The sequence below is a fragment of the Chitinophagaceae bacterium genome (assembly GCA_016710165.1).
GTDB lineage: Bacteria > Bacteroidota > Bacteroidia > Chitinophagales > Chitinophagaceae > Ferruginibacter.
This window is the reverse complement of the sequence record JADJLJ010000001.1, coordinates 2,170,272-2,194,294: the sequence shown is the minus strand read 5'-3', so window position 1 is coordinate 2,194,294 and position 24,023 is coordinate 2,170,272. Positions and strand designations below refer to the sequence as shown.

Below are 24,023 nucleotides of genomic sequence, written 5' to 3'. Positions count from 1 at the left end.
AAACAATACATATGGAATTAACCAGCAGAAGGGAGATCTTAGTACGGTTTAATGAAGCAGATCCGTTGGGCATTGTATGGCACGGCCACTATATCCGTTATTTTGAAGATGGCAGGGAAGCATTTGGCGAAACCCATGGTTTGAAATACCTGGATGTGTACCAGCAGGGCTTTGTGATCCCGGTGGTGAATGTACAATGTGATTTTAAAAAATCATTGCGCTATGGCGACCGCGTAATTGTGGAAACATGGTATGTGCCCTGCGAAGCCGCTAAAATGAAATTCACGTACCGGCTGTTTAACGCTGCAACAGGAGACCTGGTTGCAACCGGTTCTTCCGTCCAGGTTTTTTTAAGCAAGGACGATTCGGTACTTCAATTGTCTAACCCCCCGTTTTTTGAGGAATGGAAAAGGAAACACGGGCTGGATTAAAACAGGATAATGACAGCAATTTATATTGGTTCAGATAATATTGTATCACCACTTGGTTTAACAACGGCCGAAAATTTTTCCCGGCTTACCGAAAATATTTCCGGGGTAAAGGAACAGGATGATGCCGCCATGTCTGAACAGCCCTTTTATGCAGCGTTGTTTGAAAAAGGACAGGACTTTGTGCAAAACGGGCAGCAGGCCGGTCTGTCCCGGTTTGAGAACCTGCTCATCACTTCCATCAGCGATGCACTGGAAAAGAGCCCTGTGAATGCTTCCGATGAAAAAACGGTTCTCATCATCTCTTCCACCAAGGGAAACATCAGTTTGCTGGAAACCGAACCGTACAACAGGGAATTACAGACCCGGATATCATTGAATACTTCTGCAAAACTTGTGGCGGAATATTTTGGATTCATCAACAAGCCTGTGATCGTTTCCAACGCCTGTATCTCAGGCCTGCTGGCTATTTTAACGGGTATGCGGCTTATACGATCCGGGCAATTTGAACATGCCGTTATTGCAGGGGCGGATGTTATAACGAAGTTCGTACTCTCAGGATTCCAGTCATTCCAGGCCATCAGTTCTTCGCCCTGTAAACCATTTGATGCTGCCAGAAACGGGATAAACCTTGGCGAAGGGGCAGCTACCGTGATAATAAGTTCCCATAAAAATAATTCCTGTGGAATAAAAGTGAGCGGCGGCTCTGTAAGCAATGATGCCAACCATATCTCGGGCCCCTCCCGTACCGGGGAGGAATTAAAACTTGCCATATCAAACGCCATGCATGCAGCGGGTTTGTCATCGGCAGATATTGATTTTATCTCAGCACATGGAACCGCTACGGTTTATAACGACGAGATGGAAGCGAAGGCATTAACACTGGCGGGACTGCAATCAGTACCGGTAAACAGCCTGAAGGGATACTACGGCCACACGCTGGGTGCAGCCGGGCTTATTGAATCGGTCATTGCCATACAATCATTAAAAGAGAATATGGTTGTGCCCACCCTTGGATTTGAGACCATGGGAGTAACACAGCCGGTGAATGTTTGCACTACGCTTTTACAAAAACCACTGAACAACTGCCTGAAAACAGCCTCTGGTTTTGGCGGGTGTAATGCAGCCATGATATTCAGTAAAGATTATTCAGATTAAAACTTTTTTAACACATGAATTTTTTTAAAAAAGACAAGCGATCGGCATTTGAAGCACAGGAACGGGCACAATGGATAGCTTTTGGCCCGGTAATATTCCAGGCTGCCCGGGTCTTACGAAATAAAGGCATACTGAAGTGTATTGAAGATTCCGGGAAAAAAGGCCTGACTGTTGAGGAGGTATCGGAAAAAGTAAACCTTTCGGTTTATGGGGTAAGGGTACTGCTGGAGTCGGGGCTCAGCCTTGGCCTGGTGCTGCTAAATGAAGGAAAATATACTCTGGGGAAGACCGGTTATTTCTTCCTTCATGATGCATTGACGAATGTGAATATGGATTTTGTACATGATGTGAATTATAAGGGACTTTTTCACCTGCAGGAAAGCGTGGAAACGGGCAGGCCGGTAGGCTTAAAAGAATTTGGTAACTGGAATACGGTGTATGAAGCTTTGTCGCAGCTGCCGCCACAGGTGCAAAAAAGCTGGTTCAATTTCGATCATTATTTTTCAGACGATGCTTTTCCTTTAGTGCTTCCGATGGTATACAGGGACGGGGTAAAAAGAATACTGGAAATTGGCGGCAATACCGGGAAATGGGCCATCGCTTCTGCGAAATATTCTCCGGAAGTTCAAGTTACCATCATGGATCTCCCCGGCCAACTGGACATGGCCAGAAAAAAGATTGAAGAACTTGGCCTGACAGAAAGGATCTCATTTGTTTCCGCAAATATTTTGGACGAAACAGTGAAACTTCCTGCGGGATATGATGCCATCTGGATGAGCCAGTTCCTTGACTGTTTCTCAGAAAAGGAGATCGTCTCCATCCTGAAGCGATGTTATGAGGCAATTGATGAGAACGGGTCTGTCTTCATCCTGGAACCGTTCTGGGACAGGCAGCGATTTGAAACGGCTGCATTCTGTTTGCAGCAAACTTCTCTGTACTTTACGGTGGTGGCAAATGGCAACAGCCAGATGTACAGTGCCGAAATATTTATAAGATGTATCAGCGAGGCGGGTTTTGAGATCGTAAAGCAAACAGACGGAATTGGCCTCAGCCAGACCTTACTGCAATGCAAAAAAAAAATAATAAAACTAAGATCATGAAATCAGAAAAAGTTGATGTGTTAGTGATCGGTGCCGGCCCATCCGGGACCGTAGCTGCTGCCATCATTAAAAAGGCAGGCTTTACGGTCAAGATCGTTGAAAAAATGAAATTTCCCCGTTTTGTAATAGGGGAAAGTTTGTTGCCCCGGTGCATGGAAGCATTGGAAGAGGCAGGATTTTTAGACGCCGTCAGGCAAGCCGGCTTCCAGGAAAAATTCGGCGCCAAGTTCGTTAAAGAAGGAAAGATATGCGATTATATTTTTGCAGATCAATATACGCCCGGATGGAACTGGACCTGGCAGGTACCCCGGGGTGAATTTGATAAAATACTGGCAGACAGCTGCGAAAAGATGAACATACCGGTGCATTATGAAACAACGGTAACTGCCATTGAATTTGATGGTTCCAACTCGGTAACAACCGTGGAAGACGTTGCCGGGAACAGATCACAGGTAGAAGCCCGGTTTATCGTGGATGGCAGCGGATACGGAAGAGTGATACCCAAACTGTTCAATATGGACAGGCCCTCACACCTGCCACCCCGTAAAACATTATTTACGCATGTGGTGGATGTGAAAAGAACGATGGATGATGAACCCAACCGGATCACAATCATCGTTCATAATAAGGGAATATGGATCTGGGTGATCCCTTTTTCCAACGGAAAAACATCGGTAGGGTTCGTGGGCGAACCTGAATTCTTTAAAAAAGTGAGTGGCAGCAATGAGGAACAACTGAGAGCCCTGCTGGCATCGGAACCATACCTTGCTGAAAGGATGAAAGACGTAGTATTCGATTTTGAACCACGGGTGCTGGAATCCTGGTCAACCACCACCAGCAGTTTTTATGGGGATGGTTTTGTGCTTACCGGTAATGTAACGGAATTTCTTGACCCGGTCTTTTCTTCCGGCGTCACCCTGGCAACTGTATCAAGCCAGCTGGCAGCACAGCTTGTAATTAAAAAACTGAACGGCGAAGCAGTTGATTGGGAAGCCGGGTACACACAGCCCATGATGCAGGGCGTGAACACATTCCGTTCTTATGTGCTGGCCTGGTACGACGGTACGCTTGATACCATCTTCTTTGCCGATGAACAGGATGCCGGGATCAAGAACATGATCTGTTCTGTACTGGCCGGCTATGTATGGGATACATCAAACCCGTACGTGAAAGAACATGAGTCGGCATTGAAAAAACTGGCTAAGCTCATCACGTTCAGGGATTCAATGAAAACACAGGGAGCCGCTTAACACTTGTAAAAGACCATCAGGTATTGAAAAAAGAGAACCATATCACTGCCAGTTGCATGATCAGTAAACAGGTTGTTTATAAGAACAGGCAGCGGGTGTTTGAGGAGGGAATAAAAGCTTTGCCGGATTTCCTGGTATCGGCTTACCAGCATTTCGGGCTGCAGTACCCCCGATTCTATAAAATGGACAACCTGAGTAAACTGGGATGGCTGGCGAATGAAGTGCTGTTGCAGGGCGGCTTTGAAAAAGAAAGATACAAGCCGGAGAAGATCGGTATCGTGCTTTCCAATGCAAGCTCAAGCCTGGATACAGATGCCCGGTATTATGAAACGGTGAAAAGCATTCCCAGCCCGGCCCTGTTCGTATATACATTACCAAATATCGTCATTGGCGAGATCAGCATCCGGCATCAATTTAAAGGCGAGAATGCTTTCTTTATCTTTGAGCAGTTTGACGCCGGATTTATTGAACAATATGTGGACGGCCTCGTTAATAATGATATATTGCACTGCTGTATATGTGGTTGGGTAGAAGTGCTGGAGGAAGAATACAAAGCAGCTTTATTTTTAGTAGAGAAAGAGAAAAGCAGGGATTCTGTTATTTTTACAAAAGAAAATCTTAATAAAATATACCAGTTAGAAAATGGATAAGTTAATGTTGGATCTGAAAGCTCAGATCGTTGCCCAGTTGAACCTGCAGGATGTTAAACCGGCGGATATCGGTAATGACCAGCCATTGTTTGTGGAAGGGTTGGGCCTGGATTCTATTGATGCCCTTGAATTGATCGTGTTACTACAGCAGCAATATAAGATCAAATTATCCAATGCCGACGAGGGCCCAAAAGTATTCCATTCTGTACGGACAATGGCCGAATACATCACTGCACACCAAGCCCAGAATTCATAAAAAATGAATGAACCCGTTTTTGTTGCCGGCACAGGTATCATTTCGGCGATAGGCAATAATACTGCCGCCTGCCTGGATGCACTGGAACATGGCCGGGCCGGGATGGGAGAAATGCAGGTACTTCATTCAGTTCACCGCCAGCGCCTGCCGGTTGCCGAAGTCAAGCTCAGCAATGAGGAACTTGCAACAATTGCAGGGCTGCCCTCCATAAAAAGCCGCACGGCCTTATTAAGCAAGGTTGCAGCCACGGAAGCCCTTGCCAATGCAGGAATAGAAAACCTGTCATCCTTGCGGAAGGGGTTCATTTCTGCGAACTCGGTAGGAGGAATGGATAAGACCGAAAATTTCTTTTCTGATTTTATTACCAGTGAACATAAAGGAAGGCTGCACAACGTGGTAAACCACGAATGCGGCAGCGTTACAGAACTGGTTGCCGATGCATTGGACCTGAAAGATTATGTTACCACCATCAGCACGGCCTGTTCTTCTTCTGCCAACGCCATATTTTTTGCTGCCCGGCTCATCCGGAATAATATCCTGGATGTGGCTGTTGCAGGCGGAACAGATTCCCTTACCCGGTTCACCCTGAATGGATTTAATACCCTGATGATCGTGGATGAAAAATTCTGCCAGCCTTTTGATGAGCACCGGCGTGGGCTCAACCTGGGTGAAGGGGCAGGATATGTGGTACTGGTCTCGGAAAAAATTGCTGCATCATTAAAGAATGAACCGGGAATAATATTAAGTGGTTACTGCAATGCCAATGATGCATATCATCAAACCGCATCGTCCCCGGAAGGAACGGGTTCATACCTTGCCATGAGCGGCGCCTTAAAGAAAAGCGGGTTACAGCCTTCCGATATTGATTACATCAACCTGCATGGCACCGGCACACAGAACAACGACATTGCCGAAGGTACAGCCATCAAACGTTTATTTGAACCGCATTATCCAAAAATGAGTTCAACCAAAACATTTACCGGGCATACCCTGGGTGCCAGCGGCGGGATCGAAGCGGTATTTTCAGTGCTGGCCCTGCAGCACGGGATCATTTATCCCAACCTGCGACTGGAAACCCCCATGAAGGACCTGCCGTTTGTTCCGGTAACAGAAGTGGAGCGGAATGTGAAACTGAAACACGTGCTTTCCAATTCTTTCGGCTTTGGGGGCAACTGTTCATCTTTGATCTTTTCAAAGATGGGTTGAAATAATAATTGTAGTCTTTAAATAAAACGTATGTCATGCTGAGCTTGTCGGAGCAGTGTAATGAAGCCGGTATCCTGAACCGTCTTCGATAAACTCAGGATGACAGTAAAGAGGGTTAAGAATTATGTACATACGGGCAACAGGAAATATATCACCGCAACGGACCTTTGGTCATTGGCCATTGGCCGATGCTCCTGTTGCGTATACCAGTAACCGCCTTAGCTGTATTGAACCGGATTACAAAGAATTCATTGACCCGAAACTGATCAGGCGCATGAGCCGGATCATCCGCATGGGTGTGGCCGCAGCCATGGAGTGTTTGCAGGAAGCGGATGTTAAAGTACCCGATGCGATCGTTACCGGCACGGCTTATGGTTGCCTGGAAGACACCAATTCATTTTTGCGGAAAATGGTTGAGTTCAATGAAGAACTGCTTACACCCACCGCATTCATACAATCTACTCATAACACCATTGGCGCACAGATAGGCCTGATGCTGCAATGCAATAATTATAACAATGCCTTTGTACACCGGGCTTTTTCGTTTGAAAGCGCCTTGCTCGACGGCATGATGCTGCTGAAGGAAAAAGACGCATCCCATGTGCTGGTTGGCGCCATTGATGAGATCATAGATACCAGCCATACCATCCTGAGCCGTTTTGGGTTGTATAAACAGGGCGCTGTTTCAAATCTTGATATATATGGATCAGGATCGAAAGGAACCATTGCCGGCGAAGGCGCTTCATTCTTCTTGCTGGCAGCAGAACCTTCTGCCACGGATTATGCAAAACTGGAAGCCCTGCATACTTTTTATAAACCGGCGGGTGAAAATGAAATTACAGACCAGGTTAACGCCTTCCTGCAAAAACATTCGGTCAGCATGAACGATATTGACCTGGTCATCACCGGCAGGAACGGGGATGCAGCCAATGATAAGCTCTATGAGCAAACGGCACAATCCATTTTCAGGAACAAACAACAGCTTAACTATAAACACCTTTGCGGCGAATATCCTACCGCATCTGCCTTTGCCTTCTGGCTGGCCGCCCATATCCTCCGGTCGGGTTCGATCCCTGCCCTGCTTGAACAAAGATCCGGGCAAAGGATCAAGCGCATTTTGATCTGCAACAGCTACATGGGCACTCATCATTCTTTATCTTTGCTGGCGGCATGCTAAACTTCCGGAATACGAATATCTTTTTTATTGCAGTGCTTTGTGCTTTGATCGGGGTACATGCAAAATACGGGGGACTGCCCCTTTATGTTTACCTGCTTTTGTTTGTTACCTGGTCCCTGGTCGTTTTTTATGGATGTTATTACATAGGCTCCGGGTTCTTTATAAAGATAGTTTGCAAAGCAGGTACGGATAAAAAACAGATCGCCATCAGCTTCGACGATGGCCCTGCGATCGATCACACTCCTGCAATTTTAGAGGCATTGAGACCGGAAAACGTGAAAGCAACTTTTTTTTGCATTGGTCAGCGCATTGCCGGTAATGAAAAGATCCTGTTGCAGGTAAAAAACGAAGGACATACCATCGGCAACCACAGTTATTCCCATCATTTATGGTTTGACATGTATTCATCCAAAAAAATGATCGCCGACCTGCAGCAGATGGATAAAGAAGTGGAGAGGGTCACCGGGTTGAGGCCAAAACTTTTCAGGCCTCCATACGGGGTAACGAACCCGAATGTGAAAAAAGCCATCCTGGAAGGAGGTTATACACCGGTTGGATGGAGTGTAAGGTCAATGGATACGGTGACCAGGGACCCTGCGAAACTGCTTGATAAGATCAACAGGGCCATTGAGCCCGGCGCTGTATTTCTTTTTCACGATACAAGCAAAACCACGCTGGAGGTACTGCCCGGATTCATACAGGAAGTTAAAAAAAGAGGATACGAAATTGTTCCGCTGGATAAATTGCTACATTTGAATGCATATGCGTAAGATAATTCTGATAACGTTTTTGATAGTAACCGCTTTTTCTACCCAGGCTCAATATGCCGGCTATTCTCCCGTTGCTGATATAGCCAAATTCAAAGCCGATTTTTCAGCAGCCACCCAAAAGACCAGTTCTGTTAAAAGCGATTTTGTGCAGGACAAGAACCTCAGCATGCTTTCTGAAAAGATCACTTCCAGGGGAAAGTTCTGGTTCAAGAAAGAGAGCCGGGTGCGGATGGAATATACACAACCCTTCCAGTACCTGATGGTATTGAATAAAGACAAAGTGTATGTAAAGGACGGGCAGAAGGAAAATAAGATATCGGCGAAGTCGAACAAACTCTTTCAGCAGATCAACAGGATCATGATCGACTGCATGCAGGGAACGATGCTCAGCAACAGCGATTTTAAGACCCGGGTATTTGAAAACAGGAATGCGGTCCTGGTGGAGCTGGTACCGGTGACCAGGGGGCTGAAAGAATTATTCAAGTCAATAAATGTGATCGTTGACAAAAAGGATTTTTCGGTTACCAGCATCGAGATGCAGGAGATTTCCGGCGACAATACCATCATGCGTTTTACCAATAAAGAACTGAATGCTTCCATCCCGGATACCTTGTTTGATATTAAGTAGCTGCCTGGCTGTGCTGTTGGGTTGTTCGCCGTTGCATAAGCAAATGCAGTCTGCCAATGCCGATGTGCAAGGGCTACAAAAATTCAAACCCGCATTTGGCGTGACGTTATACAGCACAACCGTAGATGTGAGCGGCAACCACCTGAGCGGCCTGCTGCTGGTAAAAAAGATGCCCGACAGCAGTACCCGGATGGTATTCAGCAGTGAGATGGGCCTAAGCTTCTTTGATTTTGAGTTCAGTGCAGATGGAAATTTTAAAGTGTATTCCATCATCAAAAAGATGAACCGGAAGGCGGTGATAAAAACACTCCGGCACGACTTTGAACTGGTGCTGATGAACCGGTTGGATCATTCCGGTGCATCGGTACGCAGCCGGGATGGGCAGTTATATTTTGTCTTTCCGCAGGAGAAGGGATACCACTATTATGTTACCAATGACAGCGGGACTGAACTGCTGCGCTTGGAAAGGGCATCCAATAAAAAAGTGATCGTGGAGGCGGTGATGAAGAATTACCACAACGGCATCCCCGATACGATCGGTATTTCACATAAAACATTTGAATTCAATATTGGCTTAAAACGAATAGAAAGATAATGCTGCTCAATGATTTCTTTACCATCAATACAATAGAAACTTCCGATGCGGAGGTAAAAGCAGAACTGGTCATCCATGCGGGACACCGGATATTTGATGGGCATTTTCCCGGCCAGCCGGTGGTGCCGGGTGTGTGCATGATGCAGATGGTAAAGGAAGTATTGGAGCAGGTGCTTGAAAAAGAGACCATGCTTTCCACTGCTGCTGAAATGAAATTCCTGGCGGTGATAGACCCCACAAAAAACAACAGCATCAGCGCACATATCAAATACACACGGGAAGAAGACGGGACTGTAAAGGGCACGGCATCGCTTTTAAGGATGTGTTGGTGCATTTTAAGTTTAAGGGGGTGTTTTTAATAAATTAATAGATTGACTGTTCATCCTCCATATGCCGTTGTTGTGCGTTCTTCCCGGCTTTGTGAGAAAGCTGAGGACGTTGCGTATTATGGAGAGTCATTACAATTTATAACGTTGGGGGTATCGTTGATTAATACGCAACGCCCCTTTCCAGCAGATGTTGCTGGGAAATTAGTTTTCACGGGCAGGGTGTTCCCTACTATCTGTAAGCCAGCTTTTAAACTCGTGAACGCCGTGGCATGGTCTATGACCAGCCACGAAAAACAACAAATTTTGACTGAAATTTTTTAGATCTGGGGTATGATGCAATCCTACTCTGAATACCGGCCCCAGTATTTCACTGCTGCTATTTATGAGTGGAAATATCTGCTGGCCGATAATAGCTGCAAGGATAAAGTTATACTACTAAAGATAATTTTGGGATATTGACGCACTATTCAGGTAATTAGGATGGCTTACTGGTTCCGGCTGGTCAAAGACCACGCCGGGGCGTTCAAATGCAAGCTATTTCCGGCACTTTAAATTTAGTATGTAATTCCTGTAATACCATTCTGTCTTATTTATCATCCTCCCCCGGTATCAGCCAATGTATCATGTCCATCGCAGGCCCGGTCATGAAAGTAGTGACCAGCGCCATCAGCACCATCATCGCAAATATTTCCGGTGAAAGAATACCGAGATCGTAGCCAATATTCAGCACGATCAGTTGCATGAGGCCCCGGGTGTTCATCAGTACACCAATGGATAAACTATTACGCCAGCTTTGTCCGACTATTCTTGCTGCAATTGTGATGCCGCCGAATTTTCCAATAATTGCCACCAGTAACATCCACCCGAATACCACCCACAAATACCCTTCATTTAACAAGCCCATCTGTGTTTTTAAGCCCGTAATTACGAAAAAAAGTGGGAGTAATAATATGATGCTTACGTCTTCAATCTTGTCGGCTATGATTTCCCGGAAACTTAAACTGGGTGGCATGATGATACCGGCAATGAATGCACCAAACAAGGTATTAATTCCGATAACGGAAGCAATATAAGCTGAACAAATCAGCATCATGAATAAAATGGCAATAATTGTGTTCCTTATCTTTTCACGATGATTATATAAATATTCTAACCGAAGCAGGGCGGGGCGAACTACTTTGAGCATGGTAAACACATAAATAATTGCCAGGCCAATAGTGTAAAAAACACTGAAGGATGAACCGGATTTTACCAAAGCGATCACGGCTGCCAAAACACACCAGGCCGTAATGTCATCTGCAGCAGCACAGGTTAAAGCAGTTACACCAAGCTTTGTGCGGATGAGTTTTTTTTCCTGTAAGATTCTTGCAAGAACGGGGAATGCTGTAATGCCCATTGCGATACCCATAAATAAAGCGAACGATAAAAAAGAGGTTGTGGCAGGAGCATAATCTTTATAAATAAAATATGCAAGACCCATTCCAAGAGTAAAAGGGATGATAATGCCTGCATGGCTTATGACAACCGCATCATAAGCCTGTTTGCCGACGGATCTCAGGTCAAGCTCCATGCCGATGATGAACATGAAAAGGATGAGGCCGATCTGGCTGAGAAAATTAAGGGTGCCCAATGAAGGGGCAGGGAAGAGGAACTGGGTTATTTCCGGAAAATACATCCCCAGGATGGATGGCCCTAAAATGATCCCGGCAAATATTTCACCGATAACAGCAGGCTGGTTGATCTTTTTAAAAAGATATCCAAAGATTCTGGCAAAAAAAATAATAACGATAATCTGCATCAACAGAACTGCCATGGGCTCGGTGATATGGGTAGAGAAGGAACCAGTGAATTCCTGGAAACTGCCCCGGGCAGCGGATTCTCCTTCCGCCCGTAATTCCTTTGCGGTAAGAAGTGGATTTTGCAATGCCCTGCCCTGCTTTACGATCCAGTAAATGGCAGCGGCCGACCCCGCCAGGGTTATAACATAAAACAGCGTACTCCACTTTTTCTTCATAAGCAGTTAGCCGGCTTTTATTTTGCCTGAACCACATAGGCACATAGGGAACATAGAAAAACACATACACCTATGTGTTCTATGTGGTTCAAATTATTTTGAAAAGATCCTGAACGGAAATTACAGATTGTTTTTTAATGCTGTCAATTTTTGCTTAACAGCATAAAACTGTGCTGCAAGCCTTTAAAATTATTGTACAGCAGGATATTCCTGAATGGTTTATCCTGCTCACCCCTCTTTAGCATGTGGCCGGGAAGTGTTTGGGATCTGAAAAGTTCACAGGCCAGCCAGGATCCAAATGCTGATGCGGTAGGAAAATCGCCACAGAGGTGCTTGAAACGGGCGATGGTGACATCTTTGTCCATGAGGCTTTCGCAGGCTTTGTAAAAATGGATGATGCGGTTATCCCCATCCTCCCCGGAAAGGAACAGGTCGATGGTTTTCCCTGGCTGCAAATGGGCAGCAATAAACTGCTGCAACCGGTCTTTTACGATATCCGCGTCGCTGCTGTGTAAAATATAGATGGCCTGCAGTTTTGCCACAGCGCCTTCTTTCTTATTATTTACCAGGAACATGGCGCCGGCTTCCCCTGCAATGCAGCCCGGGCTGTCAACGGAATATAATTGTTTGTTTGAAATATCTTCTTCTTTAAAAGCCCCGGCCAGTTTCTCAATATTATAATGAAAGGTGGAGATCTCATCCACCCCGCCCAGTAAATAATTTCCTTCGGGGTTTTCCTTTAGTTGCATGGATGCATCCATCAGCGCATTCTCAAAAGAGTGACCGAGGTGCACATGCGTTATGTTATAGGATCTGTTGCCGCTCAGCAAGCCCAATTGGGCCGCAATGGCATTGGTGGTGCTTTGTACAAAATTGCCGGGAGCAAGCACCCCTTCATTATATTGTACGATCTGGTTCAGGAATTTTATGCAGTCTTCCATTCCCCCGTTGGCCGTGCCGATGATGATACCATTCAGCGGGCCGGCGCTTTTAATGATCGGCATTCCGGCGCCTACACCCATTCGTATTGCCTTGCCCATCCTGCGGAGGATGCCGGGGGGTATTCCTTCGTAGCCAGGCTCAAGGGCCATCAGTTTTTTCTCAACCGGTCCCTTCAGCGTCTCAATATCGGTTTGCTGAAAGGTTTGTTGCGGCGATATGCAATAGGACTGGTGGAAATATAACATAGCGCTCAGTATTTTGAGAAAATAAGAGATGAACAATTGCCCCCAAAACCAAACGAGTTGCTCATGATATGGCTCACCGGTATTTTTTTATACGATTGTACCGGGGTTAAACCTGTTGACGGTATCGGGGAAGTGAAATGCAGGTTGGGATAAACTTCCTGGTGCAGCAGGTTTAAAATGCTGTACACCGCTTCAATGGCGCCGGCAGCGCCAAGGGTATGGCCCGTATTTCCCTTAGTGGATGCAAAAGCAGGAGGGTTTTTGAATAAACGGATCATAGCCCTGCTTTCCACTTCATCATTGTTTTCTGTACCGGTTCCGTGCGCATTGATGAAATCAATTTCTGCAGCACCCAGCCCTGCAGAAATTAAAGCACCCTGCATTGAGTTGAAGGGCCCGTCTCCCTTATCGGAAAGTGAGGATGGATGAAATGCATCGTTGGCATTGCAATAACCGGAGAGTTCTGCATAAACTTTTTTGCCGGCTATGTCTTCTTCCTTCTCCAGTAATAAAAAGGCTGCCCCTTCCCCTAAGTTCAGTCCCTTGCGGTGCTCATCAAAGGGGGTGCATCTTTCAGACGATAAGATATGCAGCGCATGAAAACCATTGATGGTGAATTTTGCCAGGCTGTCTGTTCCGCCAACAATGGCCCGTTTTGCAAACCCGTTCTTTATCAGCATGGCGCCATACATGATGGCATTGGCAGAGGAAGAACAGGCCGTGTTGATGGTGTTGATAACGCCATTCATTTTAAAATGATGCTGTAAATACATGCAAACGGATGCACAGCCATACGAAGAGGTATACGGCGAACCTTTGTGGTTCTCATTGGCATCGGCATACAACTCATCGGTCAAACACATGCCTCCCACTGTACTTGCGCCCACCAAAGCGGTACCGGCAGCGCTTAGGGCAGCGGAAGAAAGGTGGCCGTCTTCCACGCATTCATTCATGGCCTGCAATGCCAGCAATGTGGTACGGGTGACACCGGGTTCCTTCACATTGAATTTTTCCAGGAGTTCGTTGGTGCTTATACCAACCTGGCCAAAGGGCAGGAGGTCTGCATACCTGGTAGGGAAGAGATCCAGTTCATTCCGGATGCCGCATCTTCCTTCTTTCAGGGCAAGATGGTTATCCGCCACAGAATTGCCTATAGCACTCACCACTCCCATCCCGGTTATGAATATCCTGCTCAAAGAAATTGATTTATTATTTCGTGCGGTGCTGCTCTATATAAGCAACCATGGTATTAATGTCCACCAGTATCTTGCGGCCTTCTTTCGGGTCTTTGATATCGATGCCGTATTCCCGGTTCAGCAGAACGATCAGTTCAATGGAATCAATGGAATCAAGACCAAGCCCTTCGCCAAAAAGCGGCTCATCGTCTTTTATATCTTCGGGTTTAACCGTCAGCAGGTTCAGGAATTCGATGATCTGCTTCTTTAACTGTAGCTTTAGTTCTGCTGTTTCCATAATATTTTATTCAAACAAGATTTTTTCTTTTCAGGCTGTACAGGGTTATTAACTGTATGGTAAACGTAATGCCCAATAAAGGTATAATATTTAGAATTACGTCACGGAGTTTACCTCCTTCCAGGAATAACCCATAGTACGCTTCCAGGCACCAGTGCAGGGGCGAAAGTTTCATCACGAACTGGAAGGAGCCGGGCATGGCAAAACTGGGAACCAATAAGCCGCCCAGGGCTGCCATCAGCACAATGGATACGGCGCCGATGCCGTTTGACTGTTCCTGTGTTTTTGCCAGCACCCCGATCATGATGGCATAGCTTACCGCACACCATCCGCATACCAGTGTTACCAGCACCACGCCGGTCACATCATCGGGTAAATTTAATTTTGGTAATCCCATCGAAGGGAAAAGCCAGGTGCCAATGGAAAAGACCACAGCCGCCTGGACAAAGGTTACAAATAAATAGGTGAGTTGTTTCGACAGCAGGGCAACCAGGTAACTGGTTGGAAGTGTTTTTAAGCGGACAAAACTTCCGTTCAGTTTTTCCCTTACCACGCTGCCGCCCAGTGAAATGACGATGAAGAACATGGCGAATACCGTCCATGCCGGCACATTATGCTGCGAGGCATTGGGAATATTGCGGCTGCCATCCCTTGAAACAGGGATCTCGTTGATGGAAACGGGGGTACCCATTATTTCTTTCTCCAGCGAATCGGGCATTGTTTTTTCATTCAGGTTGAAATACAGGCTTTTCAAAACTTCTTTATTCTGCACCACCTGTAAGGCACTTTGCAAAGCGCCCTGTATGGAACGGCGGAAAGCATCCTGCAACACAGGGTGGTAAAGCATGGTGATGGGCTGAACATGGCTGCTGCCTGTTTTAACACTGTCGGTTTGCATGCCGAAATTCTTCAGCGCTTTAACGGCCGTCTCGTCTGATTTTTGTTTTATCTTCCTGGTAAAGTCGGCCGGGATGATGATGGCTACCACCGCATCTTTGGCATGCATCCGGTCCGAGATCTCTTTATCGCTTGTATTGACCGTCACCTGTTTCAGGTCGAACATGCCCACTTTACGTATGGCAGTCTCCAGTTGCCTGCCTGCCTCGCCGGTATCCCGGTTGCATACCAGCATGGGTACCGTGTTGGTGTTCAGCATTTCAAACGTACTGTTCTGCACCGCTGTGATCACAATGGCCAGCACAATGGGCATTACAAACATGAAGATCAGGCCCAGTTTATCACGGGTTAAGATCCGTATGTCTTTTAATATGGTTGACCAGAGTTTGAACATTACAGGTCCCTGTATGATTTACCGGTTAAATTGATGAATAACCCTTCCAGTCCGTCCTCTTTATGTTCCAGCATCAGTTGCCCCAATGTATCATGGGCAATGATCTTTCCGTTATCGATCAGCGCCACTTTATTGCAGAGCTCTTCCGCTTCGCTCAGCTGGTGCGATGTATAGATCAGTGTTGTTCCGTTCCCGTTTATCTTTTTAAGATAGTTGATGATGGCATGACGGGTGTGTACATCCACACCCACCGTGGGCTCATCTAAAAATAAAATACGTGGGGTATGAATTACGCCAATGGCAAGATTCACACGACGCTTCATGCCGCCGGAAAATTCCTGTACTTTTTTGTTGCGTACATCGGTAAGGCCAAGCACTTCCAGCAACTCGGTTGTTTTATTCTTTATTTCCATTTTTTGCAGTCCCGACCAGGCGCCGAAAAACGCAAGGTTCTCAACCGGGCTCAGTTCCTGGTAAAAGGAAAAGTCCTGCGGTACAAATCCGAAAAGGCGGTTGACAGATTTTTTGTGATGGGCGATCTCGTGGCCAAGTAACTTAATACTCCCCTGCTGGTAATTGAGCAGACCGGTCATGCAGTTCATGAGGGTGGTCTTGCCGGCGCCGTTCGGGCCAAACAGGCCAAAGCGTTCCCCTTCCTGCACGTGTAAATTCAAATGACTGAAGCAGGGCGTTGCTTGCCGGGGGTAGGTAAAACCCAGATCCTGTATGCTTACCGCCGCATTGTTCATGAATTCCATTTTATTTTAGACAATGCCCGGAAAGCTTTTTTTTCTATTTCTGAGATCTCAACCAGGTAATCTCCCATCACATCAAAATCGGCCTGGCTGCCGATACGGCCTTTATATATGCCCGAAGCCTGGATGGCAGCGTTGCGCCACTTATCGCCGGCTTCTGTGAATATTTTTGAGATGTCCTGCAGTTCATCGATCGGGTGATACGCATGTGCTTCCTGCAGGAACGCAGCATAGATGTACCGGAAACCACCCCCGCCGGTACCGATCTCTTCCTGCATCCGTACCAGTTGGGCCAGGTGCAAGCCGGCCGTCTGCTGTCCCAGCTTATCACGCCACTTCTTGATTTTTCTTCCGGTGGTTGCAATGCCTTTTACACCCGCAATATTGCCGGGTATGCGTATCATGTGGTTCACATTTCTTTTGATGCCTTTCACGATGGCTTTCTTCATTTGCTCATCGGTTACGGTCTTTTTTTCTTTGGGGTAATAGATCTGCCCCCTGGGTGCAAAGGCACCTTTTGCAAAACGTACCCGTTGCAGTTCGTAATCAGTAAGCGAGGTAACGGTTTCCATCACCGGGTCGCTGATGAGGTACTTGTCCTCTTCTTTTCCAAACACGATCATATTATGTGCATTGAAATGGAAGCGGTATTCCTTCGGGAAGTAAGTGAGGTAATAAACACCCACCTGGCAACCAACCGCCTGCCCGTTTGCCAGGCATTCGTCCAGGTACCGTTTGCCCGATTCCTGGGAAGTGAACTTTTTACGGAATACCGGTATGCTGAGTGCATTGCAGGTTCGCTTAAAGATGAGGCCGGGCATGGTTCGGAAGGCAATTGCCGGGCCGTTGTTTATTTTAAGAAAGGGAAGCTGTACATAGAACAAACCAGACCCGATGCCAAAGGAAAGCGGTTCTGTAAGTTGTTCTGCCCCGGCCGACCTTAATAAATTTGTAGTAACCCCGTTCTCACAATGAGCTGCCTGCAAATGTTTGAATTCATTATTCATGCACATTCATGGTTTTTAGTTCTTCCACACTTACATTAAATGCTTCAGCATATTTTTTTAATTTCTCTTCCGGGAGTTTATGAAAAGCAGCGGTTTTGAGGTGTCTTTTTATCGTCCATTTCCAGAAGCCGGTATAGGCAGAAACGATGCCGGTGTCCATCAGCCGGAGCTCCATGAAATATAAAATGGGGCTGGCTTCATTCCGTAACACTTTCTGCCGGGCATCTTCTATGCGTTTTTCAATATCCTCCCATGCCACATCCAGGGCTTTGGCCTTTACTTCCCAGCCGGTACTTAATTCGGTGCTGTATTTTCCTGAGCTGTCAATGGCATAAACCACCTCTTTCGTCAGTTTGTTGAGGGCGCCATCATCCTGGGGTATTTCTTCTTTTTTCATATTGCCACAAAATGAATGTTGGTATGAAAGATGAAATTACTACAATAACCTAAATATTCCTTTTTAAACGGGATGCTTAGCAAACGGTAAGAAGGCTGTACATATATGAAAAACGGGCGCTTTCCGGAACAAGCAGCAGGATCTTGTCGCCTTTTTTCAGTTTACCGCTGTGGTATAACTCATCCACCATCAGGTAAACCGAAGCAGCACCCACATTGCCAACCGTACTGAGGTTGACAAACCATTTGTCGTATGGAATACCGGTTCCGTTCTCGATCAGGCGTTGAAATATTTTGTCCTTGAAAAAATTACTGGACATGTGTGGCAGAAAATAATCCACTTCCGATGATTTTACCCCGTGTTTATCCAGCGCTGCTTTCAGGCCTTCGCCACCCAGCGGAACAATATTTTCACTGAGCAGTTTTACGTCCTGCTTGATACTTAAGATGGATTTGTTGTTTATTTCATCGTGGGTGAATTCCATATAACTCTTCAATGAACCGTCTTTCATTTTCTCACTGGCGCTGTACATGCAGGCTTCCATGGTATTGGCATACGAAAACCCTTCCAGCCATTCCACCCGCAGGCTCAGCCCATTTTCGTTCTTCTTGTTGGTCATTAAAAAAGCAGCAGCCCCGTCCGATAACATCCAGCGCAGGAACTCTTTTTCGAAACCGATGTATGGGTTCTCTTCCAGTTCTTTTAATTTTTTCGCCTCGTCCTCAAACACATCTGCGATAAGCAAGGTGGAGAACCGCTCGGAACCTGTTGCCACAGCTAAACCGGCATCCCCGGTCTTAATAGCCATGTAGGCATATTTTAATGCATGCATACCGGCACAGCAAACCCCTGCCGGGGATACCACTTCAATGGCATTGGTTTGGGGAAGCAGGCCGTGTACCATTACCCCGTGCGAAGGCATCACCTGGTCGGGGGTGGATGTACCGCAGGAGATCAGGTCAATGGCTTTGAATTTATTTTCGTCATTTCCTAAAACAGCCTTTACAGCCTCGGCTGTTATCTGGGCATTGGTATGCGTCACTTTCCTGTCCTTGGTTAACGCATAATACCGGTTGGTGATGCCGTTGTTCCGCAAAACAATACGCTTTGATTTGGAAGGCTGACCGTTTATATAACCCAGGTAATCCTCCATCTCATCATTGGATACCGGGCCGTTTGGGAAAAAGGAAGAAGTATTGGTTATGTAAACCTCGTTAAAAGACATTGGCAGTTAGGGTTAAGTGATACCTGAATATTTTTGTTTTTGTTTATGGATGCGTCCCGATAAGAAAGGCTTGAAGAAGATAGCATCAACAGTTAAAATTACCGGGGCAGCTATAAACAATGCAATTAAAAGATAATATTTGAATGCAACAAGCCACGCTGTCTTTTTTTTCTTTTTGGCAATGATGTTTGCCCATATGCCAAAGATGCGCTTTGGCCTTTGATTCGATAAACATTAGATTATATTTTACTACCACTGCTTTTTGATGAAGCAATTCGTCCTGCAAGCCATCCCAGTTTTCCCGGGCAAGGTATTTTTGAATGGTTGCACCATAGGTAGCAGTGCCGGCAATATCTTCATCTGCAACACCGGGCTTCGGGAAAAGATTTAGCCAGCGGCCTTTTTTGCCTTTGAACATCCAGTAAAAAATAGTGATAAAACTGATGAAGTTGTGGTGCTTGTCAACCAGCGCAATATGGCCCACCAGCCTGGCACCTGAACTCTTCAGTATTGCTTTTATCCTTTCCATGGCGCTGATCCACATATTCCGGGCACCGGTTATGGCAATTACGGGCGTGTCTTTTATTACCGCTTTCACTTTCGGGTGAAGCAATATCGAATTGACCGGAATAGATGGAGAAAGGAACCAGGCCTGGTACCCGAGAATGACCAGGTCGTATTTGTTCTCTTTTAATTCAAAGTCCTTCAGTGCTGCAGGCACTTCCAAAACACAATCAGGCATTACGGCAAAGAAGGCTTTGCCGGTCCAGGGGAAAGGATATTCATTGGCCACGTTGATTCGGACCTTCTCTACGGAATTGCCTGCTTCAAGAAGCGGGGCTGTCAAAGAATCGGTGATGTCTTTCAACTGCCCCGACTGTGTATAATAAATAACAAGGATCTTTTTAGCCATGCATTGCAAAATTAAGGTACGAGCCCTTTTAAAGCCTTTGATTTTTTGCTGTAATCCAGGATGGCCTGCTGAACAACCGGCGGTAAATTCTTATAATTGGAGCGGATGAGCTTGCTGTCGTGAGCAATATTGCTTTTATAGTCAACCGCCTTGGGGGCATGTTCCTGTATGATGAGCCGTAGAAAACAGTATTCCGTATTGTCGTTGTCTTTTTTAATAAAAGCTTCCAGTTTCTGGCGGCCCGATTTAAAGAGGCTGATCTTATCCTTTGTTTTGGCAACAAGCCCGGCTTTTTTCATCAGCAAAGCGCCTTCAAAGGCGTCTTTGTCATTTCCCGAAGACGCTTTGATGATGGTTAATTGTGTATTCACCACCTCAATATCATCAGATGCCATGGCATTGTAAAAAGCAGATCTGTCAAAACCCGTTTTTTGAATGTTTGCATTTGCCTGGGTTGCCGCCAATAAAAAAAACAGGTAAAAAAAAGATTTGATATTCTTCATATTTCCGGTAAAGCGCAAAGATAAAGCATTGGGTAATTAAAGTAATAAAACGATGCCTTCCGCACCCCTTAAGTACAGGCCCCACGTATTTTTACTTTTCAGAACATGGCAATAAAAAATATCTGTACCGTTTTAATCCTGCAGACAATAAAAGGCGGGTTCAAAACGATTTATACCAACGATCCAATTAACCGCCGGATCCTGATTGAAAACCACAAGCATGAGATTAATCCGTTATGCGCTTGCATTGCTGCCCATGTTGTTGTTGCTTGCCAACAGCACTTCGTCAGACGTTACAAAGAAAAGTACGGCAACATACGGAACCGGCATCGCTGCTGTTTCAGCAGGAACGGGTCCAATGACCAGCGCCGGGGAATTGTTTGAAACCTGGAACCTGGAAGCTGCCGGCCTGTCACGGGATGCTTTTGAAAAAGCGGCCAGGGGATATGAAGTACTTCAATCCAGGAGCCTTCTCAAAAAAGATAACCTGCTCACCATTATTGATTACAGCAAACCTTCGTCTCAGAAAAGACTGTTTGTACTGGATATGATCACCGGGAATATCCTGTTCAACTCCCTGGTGGCACATGGCCGCAATTCAGGATTGGATTATGCCACCGATTTTTCCAATAGCGGGCAATCACATAAGAGCAGCCTTGGGTTTTTTATCACACTGGATACGTATAAAGGTGGAAATGGATATTCGTTGAAATTAAAAGGATGCGAGGCCGGGATCAATGATAATGCTTTTAAAAGGGCCATCGTAATGCATGGTGCCGGTTATGTGCATGAGAATTTCATCCGCCGGAATGGTTACCTGGGCAGGAGTTATGGGTGCCCGGCCGTACCGGTGGGATTGACTAAAAAGATCATTGATGTGATCAAAGGAGGGAGCTGTATGTTTTTATACTATCCGTCAAAAAACTATATAACCCGATCAAAAATACTTAACACGTAAGAACTATATTTCCTCTACAGTTTTAGATGTTTTTATTGTTAGGCACGACAGGAGACAAGAGGCTCTGCTTTCAGCGGGGCTTCTTCTTTTTATAGGATCACGAAAGCAGCGATCAGCTGGCAGAGCAGGCCAACAAGCAAACCCGCATAGATCTCTTTAGGCGTGTGATTGCTTACAATGAAACGGGAGGTACAGACAATACCAGTTACCAGCAAGGCCAGTGATAAGGGCCAGGTCATCAGCATGCTGTTACTGTTCATGATGATCAGGAAAATACCCAGCAGACCGCCGCAGCCGATGGCATGCATGCTTATCTTATAGAAGATGTTTATGATGAGCGCCGCAACGGTTGTAAGAAAGACCCCCGTCATGAAAGCCGGCAGCACAGGAGAAAGCTGTGGCTCGAACTTAAAGAAAACCCTTGCAGCCCAGAAATAGAAGATCATGCTGGCCAGGTAAGGGCCGATCCTGTCCTGTTGCGAGTGCAGAAAAACAGACTTGATAAAGCCCAGGCCTTTCATTATAAAAACAGAAAATGCCGGGAAAAAAGCAGTGTTTAATGCAGTGGTCAGCAGCAACATCATCTTAGCGCTGTTGTTAAAACCGGAAAAATAAGAAGGATGGAAATTTAGTAAGAAAGCCACCACGTAGGTTGGAATGAACAGGGGATGAAACAGCACCGAAAAGAACTGTGCAAATACCCGGAGCATGATATTGTGTTCCTGCCCGGGCATGGCAGGCTGCGTATGTGGCAATGGTGCTGTCATAATTCTTTTCTTAAACGGGCAACGGAAATATTCAGCTGTTCCCTGTATTTGGCAACGGTCCGCCGTGCAATATTATAACCTTTTTCCTGCAGCATCTCGGTCAGTTTTTCATCACTGTGCGGGTGTTTTTTGCTTTCTGCTTCAATGATATCGCTTAGTATTTTTTTAACCTCCCGGGTGCTTACTTCTTCCCCGCTGTCTGTTTGCAGGCTTTCGCTGAAGAAAAATTTAAGCCGGTAGGTTCCGAATTCCGTTTGCACGAATTTACTGTTTGCCACGCGGCTTACCGTAGAAATATCCAGGCCGGTGGCTTCCGCGATGTATTTCAGGATCATTGGCCGCAGGTCTGTCTCATCCCCGGAAATGAAAAATTCACGCTGGTAATTCATGATGGCTTCCATGGTATTGAGCAGGGTATTCTGCCGTTGTTTGATGGCATCAATGAACCATTTGGCAGCATCGATCTTTTGTTTGATGAACATGACTGCTTCTTTCTGCCGCTTGTCTTTTTTACTGCCGCGGTCATAGTCTTTCAGCATGTCCCGGTATCCTTCACTGATCCGCAGGTCCGGGGCATTTTTACTGTTAAGCGTGAGCTCCAGTTTGCCTGCATTGTTGTAAATAAAGAAATCGGGCACCACGTAGGTCTCGCCCTTATTGGTTTCCCCAACCGAGCCGGCGGGCTTTGGATTCAGTTTGATTATCTGGTTAATGACCTCCCTGAGCTGTTCATCTGTTAAGCCAAGTCCACGCTGAATTTTTTCGTAATGCTTCTTAATGAACTCATCAAAGTACTTTTCCAGTACTTTCATGGCCACTTCAATGTGCTTACCCTGGCCGGCTTTTCTTTCCAGTTGCAGCAACAAACATTCCTGCAGGTTCCGGGCGGCAATTCCCGGAGGGTCAAATTGCTGTATCTGTAAGACCAGCCCGGCAATTTCTTCTTCCGAGGTTTCGATATTCTGCCTGAAAGCAAGGTCATCAACGATCGCAGAAAATTCCCTCCTCAGGTAACCATCATCATCCAGGTTACCGATGATCTGCTCGGCGATCCGCTGCTGCTGTTCCGTTAAAGAGAGCATCCCCAGCTGTTCAAGCATCAACTCATTGAATCCTCTTTCTACTTTGATGGGAATTACCCGGCTTTCATCAATTTCGGGGTAGTTGTCATCTTTCAGTTTATAATCACCCACTTCATCATCGCCATCATTCACGTATTCAGTAATGTCTATATTATCATATTCATCCTCGCTGCCATCCAGTTCGGCATCTTCGGTTTCCTTGTCTTTGAACTCATCATTTGTTTCATCATATTCATCCTCGTGCCCTTCTTCCGCCTCTTCCAAAGCCGGGTTTTCTTCCATTTCTTCCTTTATCCTTTCTTCCAGTAATGCCGTGGGAACCTGCAGCAATTTCATCAGTTGGATCTGCTGGGGGGATAGTTTCTGTAATTGTTTCTGGTATAGTCCCTGACTTAAGGCCATATGCTTGTTCTTCTTAGGGTAATAATTTTACGGTAATTAGAAAAATAGACGATCTATGGTTTCAATAACAACGTAAATTTACAGAGTTACCGTGTTGCAAAATGTATAAAAAAGCTAAAATTTTGATTTTCTGCATGATTTTTGTGGCAAAGGGCAGTTTTTGCCAGCAATTCGCTGATAAATCATCATTTAGGGGGAGGGACCATGCCCTTGTTGACCCTCAAAAAGGCAAGAAAAAAGAGATTGTAAAGGATTATTTCAGGATCAAAGAAAATAAGGAACAGGTGTTCATAAATTATTCCCCGGCAGCTGCTGGTTTAAGCCCGGCCTTCTGCAGGGTGATCGCGGCGGATTTTTATGTGCAGAACGTTGGATTCTTCTGCAAAAAGGAATTGCAGTTTGAAAAAGTAACGAAGATCCCGTTTCGGTTCAGGCTGGGTTCTTTACAATACAACGATTACCTGGAGCAGAAGCCCAATGCCGTAAACCCGTTTTAATATGG

At 45.9% G+C, this 24,023-nt stretch carries 26 protein-coding genes and 1 pseudogene; 14 read left to right on the top strand and 13 right to left on the bottom strand.

Features of this window, described 5'->3' with window-relative positions:
- Positions 1 to 11 precede the first annotated feature (11 nt).
- The 12 genes from IPJ02_09605 to IPJ02_09550 all read left to right on the top strand — a co-directional run bounded on the left by IPJ02_09605 (position 12) and on the right by IPJ02_09550 (position 9,577).
- A complete protein-coding gene (locus IPJ02_09605; GenBank protein ID MBK7375793.1) occupies positions 12 to 431 on the top strand; it encodes an acyl-CoA thioesterase in 420 nt (139 codons plus the stop codon).
- A 9-nt stretch (positions 432 to 440) separates the two neighbouring features.
- Positions 441 to 1,586: a beta-ketoacyl synthase gene (locus IPJ02_09600; GenBank protein MBK7375792.1), complete on the top strand. Its 1,146-nt coding sequence runs from the start codon at positions 441 to 443 to the stop codon at positions 1,584 to 1,586.
- Positions 1,587 to 1,600: 14 nt separating this feature from the next.
- Positions 1,601 to 2,686: a methyltransferase domain-containing protein gene (locus IPJ02_09595; GenBank protein MBK7375791.1), complete on the top strand. Its 1,086-nt coding sequence runs from the start codon at positions 1,601 to 1,603 to the stop codon at positions 2,684 to 2,686.
- Complete coding sequence (locus IPJ02_09590) at positions 2,683 to 3,936, top strand: tryptophan 7-halogenase (GenBank protein ID MBK7375790.1); 1,254 nt, start codon at positions 2,683 to 2,685, stop codon at positions 3,934 to 3,936. Before IPJ02_09595 ends, IPJ02_09590 begins: the two co-directional genes overlap by 4 nt.
- Before the next feature lie 23 nt (positions 3,937 to 3,959).
- Positions 3,960 to 4,586, top strand: a complete 627-nt coding sequence (locus tag IPJ02_09585; protein MBK7375789.1) for a hypothetical protein — start codon at positions 3,960 to 3,962, stop codon at positions 4,584 to 4,586.
- On the top strand, positions 4,579 to 4,842 hold the full coding sequence (locus tag IPJ02_09580) for an acyl carrier protein (GenBank protein ID MBK7375788.1): 264 nt from the start codon (positions 4,579 to 4,581) through the stop codon (positions 4,840 to 4,842). Before IPJ02_09585 ends, IPJ02_09580 begins: the two co-directional genes overlap by 8 nt.
- Before the next feature lie 3 nt (positions 4,843 to 4,845).
- Entirely contained in the window at positions 4,846 to 6,048 is a 1,203-nt protein-coding gene (locus IPJ02_09575) for a beta-ketoacyl-[acyl-carrier-protein] synthase family protein (protein MBK7375787.1), read from the top strand.
- Positions 6,049 to 6,172: 124 nt separating this feature from the next.
- Positions 6,173 to 7,225 carry a beta-ketoacyl synthase chain length factor gene (locus IPJ02_09570; GenBank protein ID MBK7375786.1) on the top strand — a complete coding sequence of 351 codons (1,053 nt, stop codon included), beginning with the start codon at positions 6,173 to 6,175 and terminating at the stop codon, positions 7,223 to 7,225.
- Positions 7,219 to 7,995, top strand: a complete 777-nt coding sequence (locus IPJ02_09565) for a polysaccharide deacetylase family protein (GenBank protein ID MBK7375785.1) — start codon at positions 7,219 to 7,221, stop codon at positions 7,993 to 7,995. Before IPJ02_09570 ends, IPJ02_09565 begins: the two co-directional genes overlap by 7 nt.
- Positions 7,988 to 8,623 (top strand): outer membrane lipoprotein carrier protein LolA, encoded by a 636-nt coding sequence (locus IPJ02_09560; GenBank protein MBK7375784.1) that lies wholly within the window; start codon positions 7,988 to 7,990, stop codon positions 8,621 to 8,623. Before IPJ02_09565 ends, IPJ02_09560 begins: the two co-directional genes overlap by 8 nt.
- A gap of 100 nt (positions 8,624 to 8,723) precedes the next feature.
- Positions 8,724 to 9,218 carry a hypothetical protein gene (locus IPJ02_09555; protein MBK7375783.1) on the top strand — a complete coding sequence of 165 codons (495 nt, stop codon included), beginning with the start codon at positions 8,724 to 8,726 and terminating at the stop codon, positions 9,216 to 9,218.
- Complete coding sequence (locus tag IPJ02_09550; protein MBK7375782.1) at positions 9,218 to 9,577, top strand: 3-hydroxyacyl-ACP dehydratase; 360 nt, start codon at positions 9,218 to 9,220, stop codon at positions 9,575 to 9,577. The genes IPJ02_09555 and IPJ02_09550 overlap by 1 nt, the downstream gene beginning before the upstream one ends.
- A 556-nt stretch (positions 9,578 to 10,133) precedes the next feature.
- Here the strand turns inward: IPJ02_09550 and IPJ02_09545 are convergent.
- The 11 genes and pseudogenes from IPJ02_09545 to IPJ02_09495 all read right to left on the bottom strand — a co-directional run bounded on the left by IPJ02_09545 (position 10,134) and on the right by IPJ02_09495 (position 20,312).
- Complete coding sequence (locus IPJ02_09545) at positions 10,134 to 11,561, bottom strand: cation:proton antiporter (protein ID MBK7375781.1); 1,428 nt, start codon at positions 11,559 to 11,561, stop codon at positions 10,134 to 10,136.
- A gap of 143 nt (positions 11,562 to 11,704) precedes the next feature.
- Positions 11,705 to 12,748: a beta-ketoacyl synthase chain length factor gene (locus tag IPJ02_09540; protein ID MBK7375780.1), complete on the bottom strand. Its 1,044-nt coding sequence runs from the start codon at positions 12,746 to 12,748 to the stop codon at positions 11,705 to 11,707.
- Positions 12,749 to 12,753: 5 nt separating this feature from the next.
- Positions 12,754 to 13,944 (bottom strand): beta-ketoacyl-[acyl-carrier-protein] synthase family protein, encoded by a 1,191-nt coding sequence (locus IPJ02_09535; protein MBK7375779.1) that lies wholly within the window; start codon positions 13,942 to 13,944, stop codon positions 12,754 to 12,756.
- A gap of 13 nt (positions 13,945 to 13,957) precedes the next feature.
- Positions 13,958 to 14,221 (bottom strand): acyl carrier protein, encoded by a 264-nt coding sequence (locus IPJ02_09530; protein MBK7375778.1) that lies wholly within the window; start codon positions 14,219 to 14,221, stop codon positions 13,958 to 13,960.
- A 10-nt stretch (positions 14,222 to 14,231) separates the two neighbouring features.
- On the bottom strand, positions 14,232 to 15,512 hold the full coding sequence (locus IPJ02_09525) for an ABC transporter permease (protein MBK7375777.1): 1,281 nt from the start codon (positions 15,510 to 15,512) through the stop codon (positions 14,232 to 14,234).
- Complete coding sequence (locus tag IPJ02_09520; GenBank protein MBK7375776.1) at positions 15,512 to 16,261, bottom strand: ABC transporter ATP-binding protein; 750 nt, start codon at positions 16,259 to 16,261, stop codon at positions 15,512 to 15,514. Before IPJ02_09520 ends, IPJ02_09525 begins: the two co-directional genes overlap by 1 nt.
- On the bottom strand, positions 16,258 to 17,274 hold the full coding sequence (locus tag IPJ02_09515; GenBank protein ID MBK7375775.1) for a BtrH N-terminal domain-containing protein: 1,017 nt from the start codon (positions 17,272 to 17,274) through the stop codon (positions 16,258 to 16,260). Before IPJ02_09515 ends, IPJ02_09520 begins: the two co-directional genes overlap by 4 nt.
- Positions 17,267 to 17,671 (bottom strand): hypothetical protein, encoded by a 405-nt coding sequence (locus IPJ02_09510; GenBank protein ID MBK7375774.1) that lies wholly within the window; start codon positions 17,669 to 17,671, stop codon positions 17,267 to 17,269. The genes IPJ02_09515 and IPJ02_09510 overlap by 8 nt, the downstream gene beginning before the upstream one ends.
- Positions 17,672 to 17,747: 76 nt before the next feature.
- A complete protein-coding gene (locus tag IPJ02_09505) occupies positions 17,748 to 18,896 on the bottom strand; it encodes a beta-ketoacyl-ACP synthase III (GenBank protein ID MBK7375773.1) in 1,149 nt (382 codons plus the stop codon).
- Positions 18,897 to 18,908: 12 nt separating this feature from the next.
- Positions 18,909 to 19,809: pseudogene (locus IPJ02_09500) on the bottom strand (hypothetical protein).
- Positions 19,810 to 19,820: 11 nt separating this feature from the next.
- Positions 19,821 to 20,312, bottom strand: coding sequence for a hypothetical protein (locus tag IPJ02_09495; GenBank protein ID MBK7375772.1), 492 nt, complete (start codon positions 20,310 to 20,312; stop codon positions 19,821 to 19,823).
- 220 nt (positions 20,313 to 20,532) lie between these two features.
- Here IPJ02_09495 and IPJ02_09490 point away from each other — a divergent pair, with 220 nt between their 5' ends.
- A complete protein-coding gene (locus tag IPJ02_09490) occupies positions 20,533 to 21,270 on the top strand; it encodes a murein L,D-transpeptidase catalytic domain family protein (protein ID MBK7375771.1) in 738 nt (245 codons plus the stop codon).
- A gap of 89 nt (positions 21,271 to 21,359) precedes the next feature.
- Here the strand turns inward: IPJ02_09490 and IPJ02_09485 are convergent, their stop codons facing one another.
- A complete protein-coding gene (locus tag IPJ02_09485; GenBank protein ID MBK7375770.1) occupies positions 21,360 to 22,037 on the bottom strand; it encodes a hypothetical protein in 678 nt (225 codons plus the stop codon).
- Positions 22,034 to 23,521: an RNA polymerase factor sigma-54 gene (rpoN, locus tag IPJ02_09480; GenBank protein ID MBK7375769.1), complete on the bottom strand. Its 1,488-nt coding sequence runs from the start codon at positions 23,519 to 23,521 to the stop codon at positions 22,034 to 22,036. Before rpoN ends, IPJ02_09485 begins: the two co-directional genes overlap by 4 nt.
- 134 nt (positions 23,522 to 23,655) lie before the next feature.
- On the opposite strand from rpoN, the gene IPJ02_09475 reads away from it, so the two are divergent.
- Positions 23,656 to 24,018 (top strand): hypothetical protein, encoded by a 363-nt coding sequence (locus IPJ02_09475; protein MBK7375768.1) that lies wholly within the window; start codon positions 23,656 to 23,658, stop codon positions 24,016 to 24,018.
- Positions 24,019 to 24,023 lie beyond the last annotated feature (5 nt).

What these genes read in the sequence shown, in the direction of transcription:
- IPJ02_09605 (MBK7375793.1), top strand. Translation starts at nt 12, where the DNA reads ATGGAATTAACCAGCAGAAGGGAGATCTTAGTACGGTTTAATGAAGCA.
- IPJ02_09600 (MBK7375792.1), top strand. Translation starts at nt 441, where the DNA reads ATGACAGCAATTTATATTGGTTCAGATAATATTGTATCACCACTTGGT.
- IPJ02_09595 (MBK7375791.1), top strand. Translation starts at nt 1,601, where the DNA reads ATGAATTTTTTTAAAAAAGACAAGCGATCGGCATTTGAAGCACAGGAA.
- IPJ02_09590 (MBK7375790.1), top strand. Translation starts at nt 2,683, where the DNA reads ATGAAATCAGAAAAAGTTGATGTGTTAGTGATCGGTGCCGGCCCATCC.
- IPJ02_09580 (MBK7375788.1), top strand. Translation starts at nt 4,579, where the DNA reads ATGGATAAGTTAATGTTGGATCTGAAAGCTCAGATCGTTGCCCAGTTG.
- IPJ02_09575 (MBK7375787.1), top strand. Translation starts at nt 4,846, where the DNA reads ATGAATGAACCCGTTTTTGTTGCCGGCACAGGTATCATTTCGGCGATA.
- IPJ02_09570 (MBK7375786.1), top strand. Translation starts at nt 6,173, where the DNA reads ATGTACATACGGGCAACAGGAAATATATCACCGCAACGGACCTTTGGT.
- IPJ02_09565 (MBK7375785.1), top strand. Translation starts at nt 7,219, where the DNA reads ATGCTAAACTTCCGGAATACGAATATCTTTTTTATTGCAGTGCTTTGT.
- IPJ02_09560 (MBK7375784.1), top strand. Translation starts at nt 7,988, where the DNA reads ATGCGTAAGATAATTCTGATAACGTTTTTGATAGTAACCGCTTTTTCT.
- IPJ02_09550 (MBK7375782.1), top strand. Translation starts at nt 9,218, where the DNA reads ATGCTGCTCAATGATTTCTTTACCATCAATACAATAGAAACTTCCGAT.
- IPJ02_09545 (MBK7375781.1), bottom strand. Translation starts at nt 11,561, where the DNA reads ATGAAGAAAAAGTGGAGTACGCTGTTTTATGTTATAACCCTGGCGGGG.
- IPJ02_09540 (MBK7375780.1), bottom strand. Translation starts at nt 12,748, where the DNA reads ATGTTATATTTCCACCAGTCCTATTGCATATCGCCGCAACAAACCTTT.
- IPJ02_09530 (MBK7375778.1), bottom strand. Translation starts at nt 14,221, where the DNA reads ATGGAAACAGCAGAACTAAAGCTACAGTTAAAGAAGCAGATCATCGAA.
- IPJ02_09525 (MBK7375777.1), bottom strand. Translation starts at nt 15,512, where the DNA reads ATGTTCAAACTCTGGTCAACCATATTAAAAGACATACGGATCTTAACC.
- IPJ02_09520 (MBK7375776.1), bottom strand. Translation starts at nt 16,261, where the DNA reads ATGAACAATGCGGCGGTAAGCATACAGGATCTGGGTTTTACCTACCCC.
- IPJ02_09515 (MBK7375775.1), bottom strand. Translation starts at nt 17,274, where the DNA reads ATGAATAATGAATTCAAACATTTGCAGGCAGCTCATTGTGAGAACGGG.
- IPJ02_09510 (MBK7375774.1), bottom strand. Translation starts at nt 17,671, where the DNA reads ATGAAAAAAGAAGAAATACCCCAGGATGATGGCGCCCTCAACAAACTG.
- IPJ02_09505 (MBK7375773.1), bottom strand. Translation starts at nt 18,896, where the DNA reads ATGTCTTTTAACGAGGTTTACATAACCAATACTTCTTCCTTTTTCCCA.
- IPJ02_09495 (MBK7375772.1), bottom strand. Translation starts at nt 20,312, where the DNA reads ATGAAGAATATCAAATCTTTTTTTTACCTGTTTTTTTTATTGGCGGCA.
- IPJ02_09490 (MBK7375771.1), top strand. Translation starts at nt 20,533, where the DNA reads ATGAGATTAATCCGTTATGCGCTTGCATTGCTGCCCATGTTGTTGTTG.
- IPJ02_09485 (MBK7375770.1), bottom strand. Translation starts at nt 22,037, where the DNA reads ATGACAGCACCATTGCCACATACGCAGCCTGCCATGCCCGGGCAGGAA.
- rpoN (MBK7375769.1), bottom strand. Translation starts at nt 23,521, where the DNA reads ATGGCCTTAAGTCAGGGACTATACCAGAAACAATTACAGAAACTATCC.
- IPJ02_09475 (MBK7375768.1), top strand. Translation starts at nt 23,656, where the DNA reads ATGATTTTTGTGGCAAAGGGCAGTTTTTGCCAGCAATTCGCTGATAAA.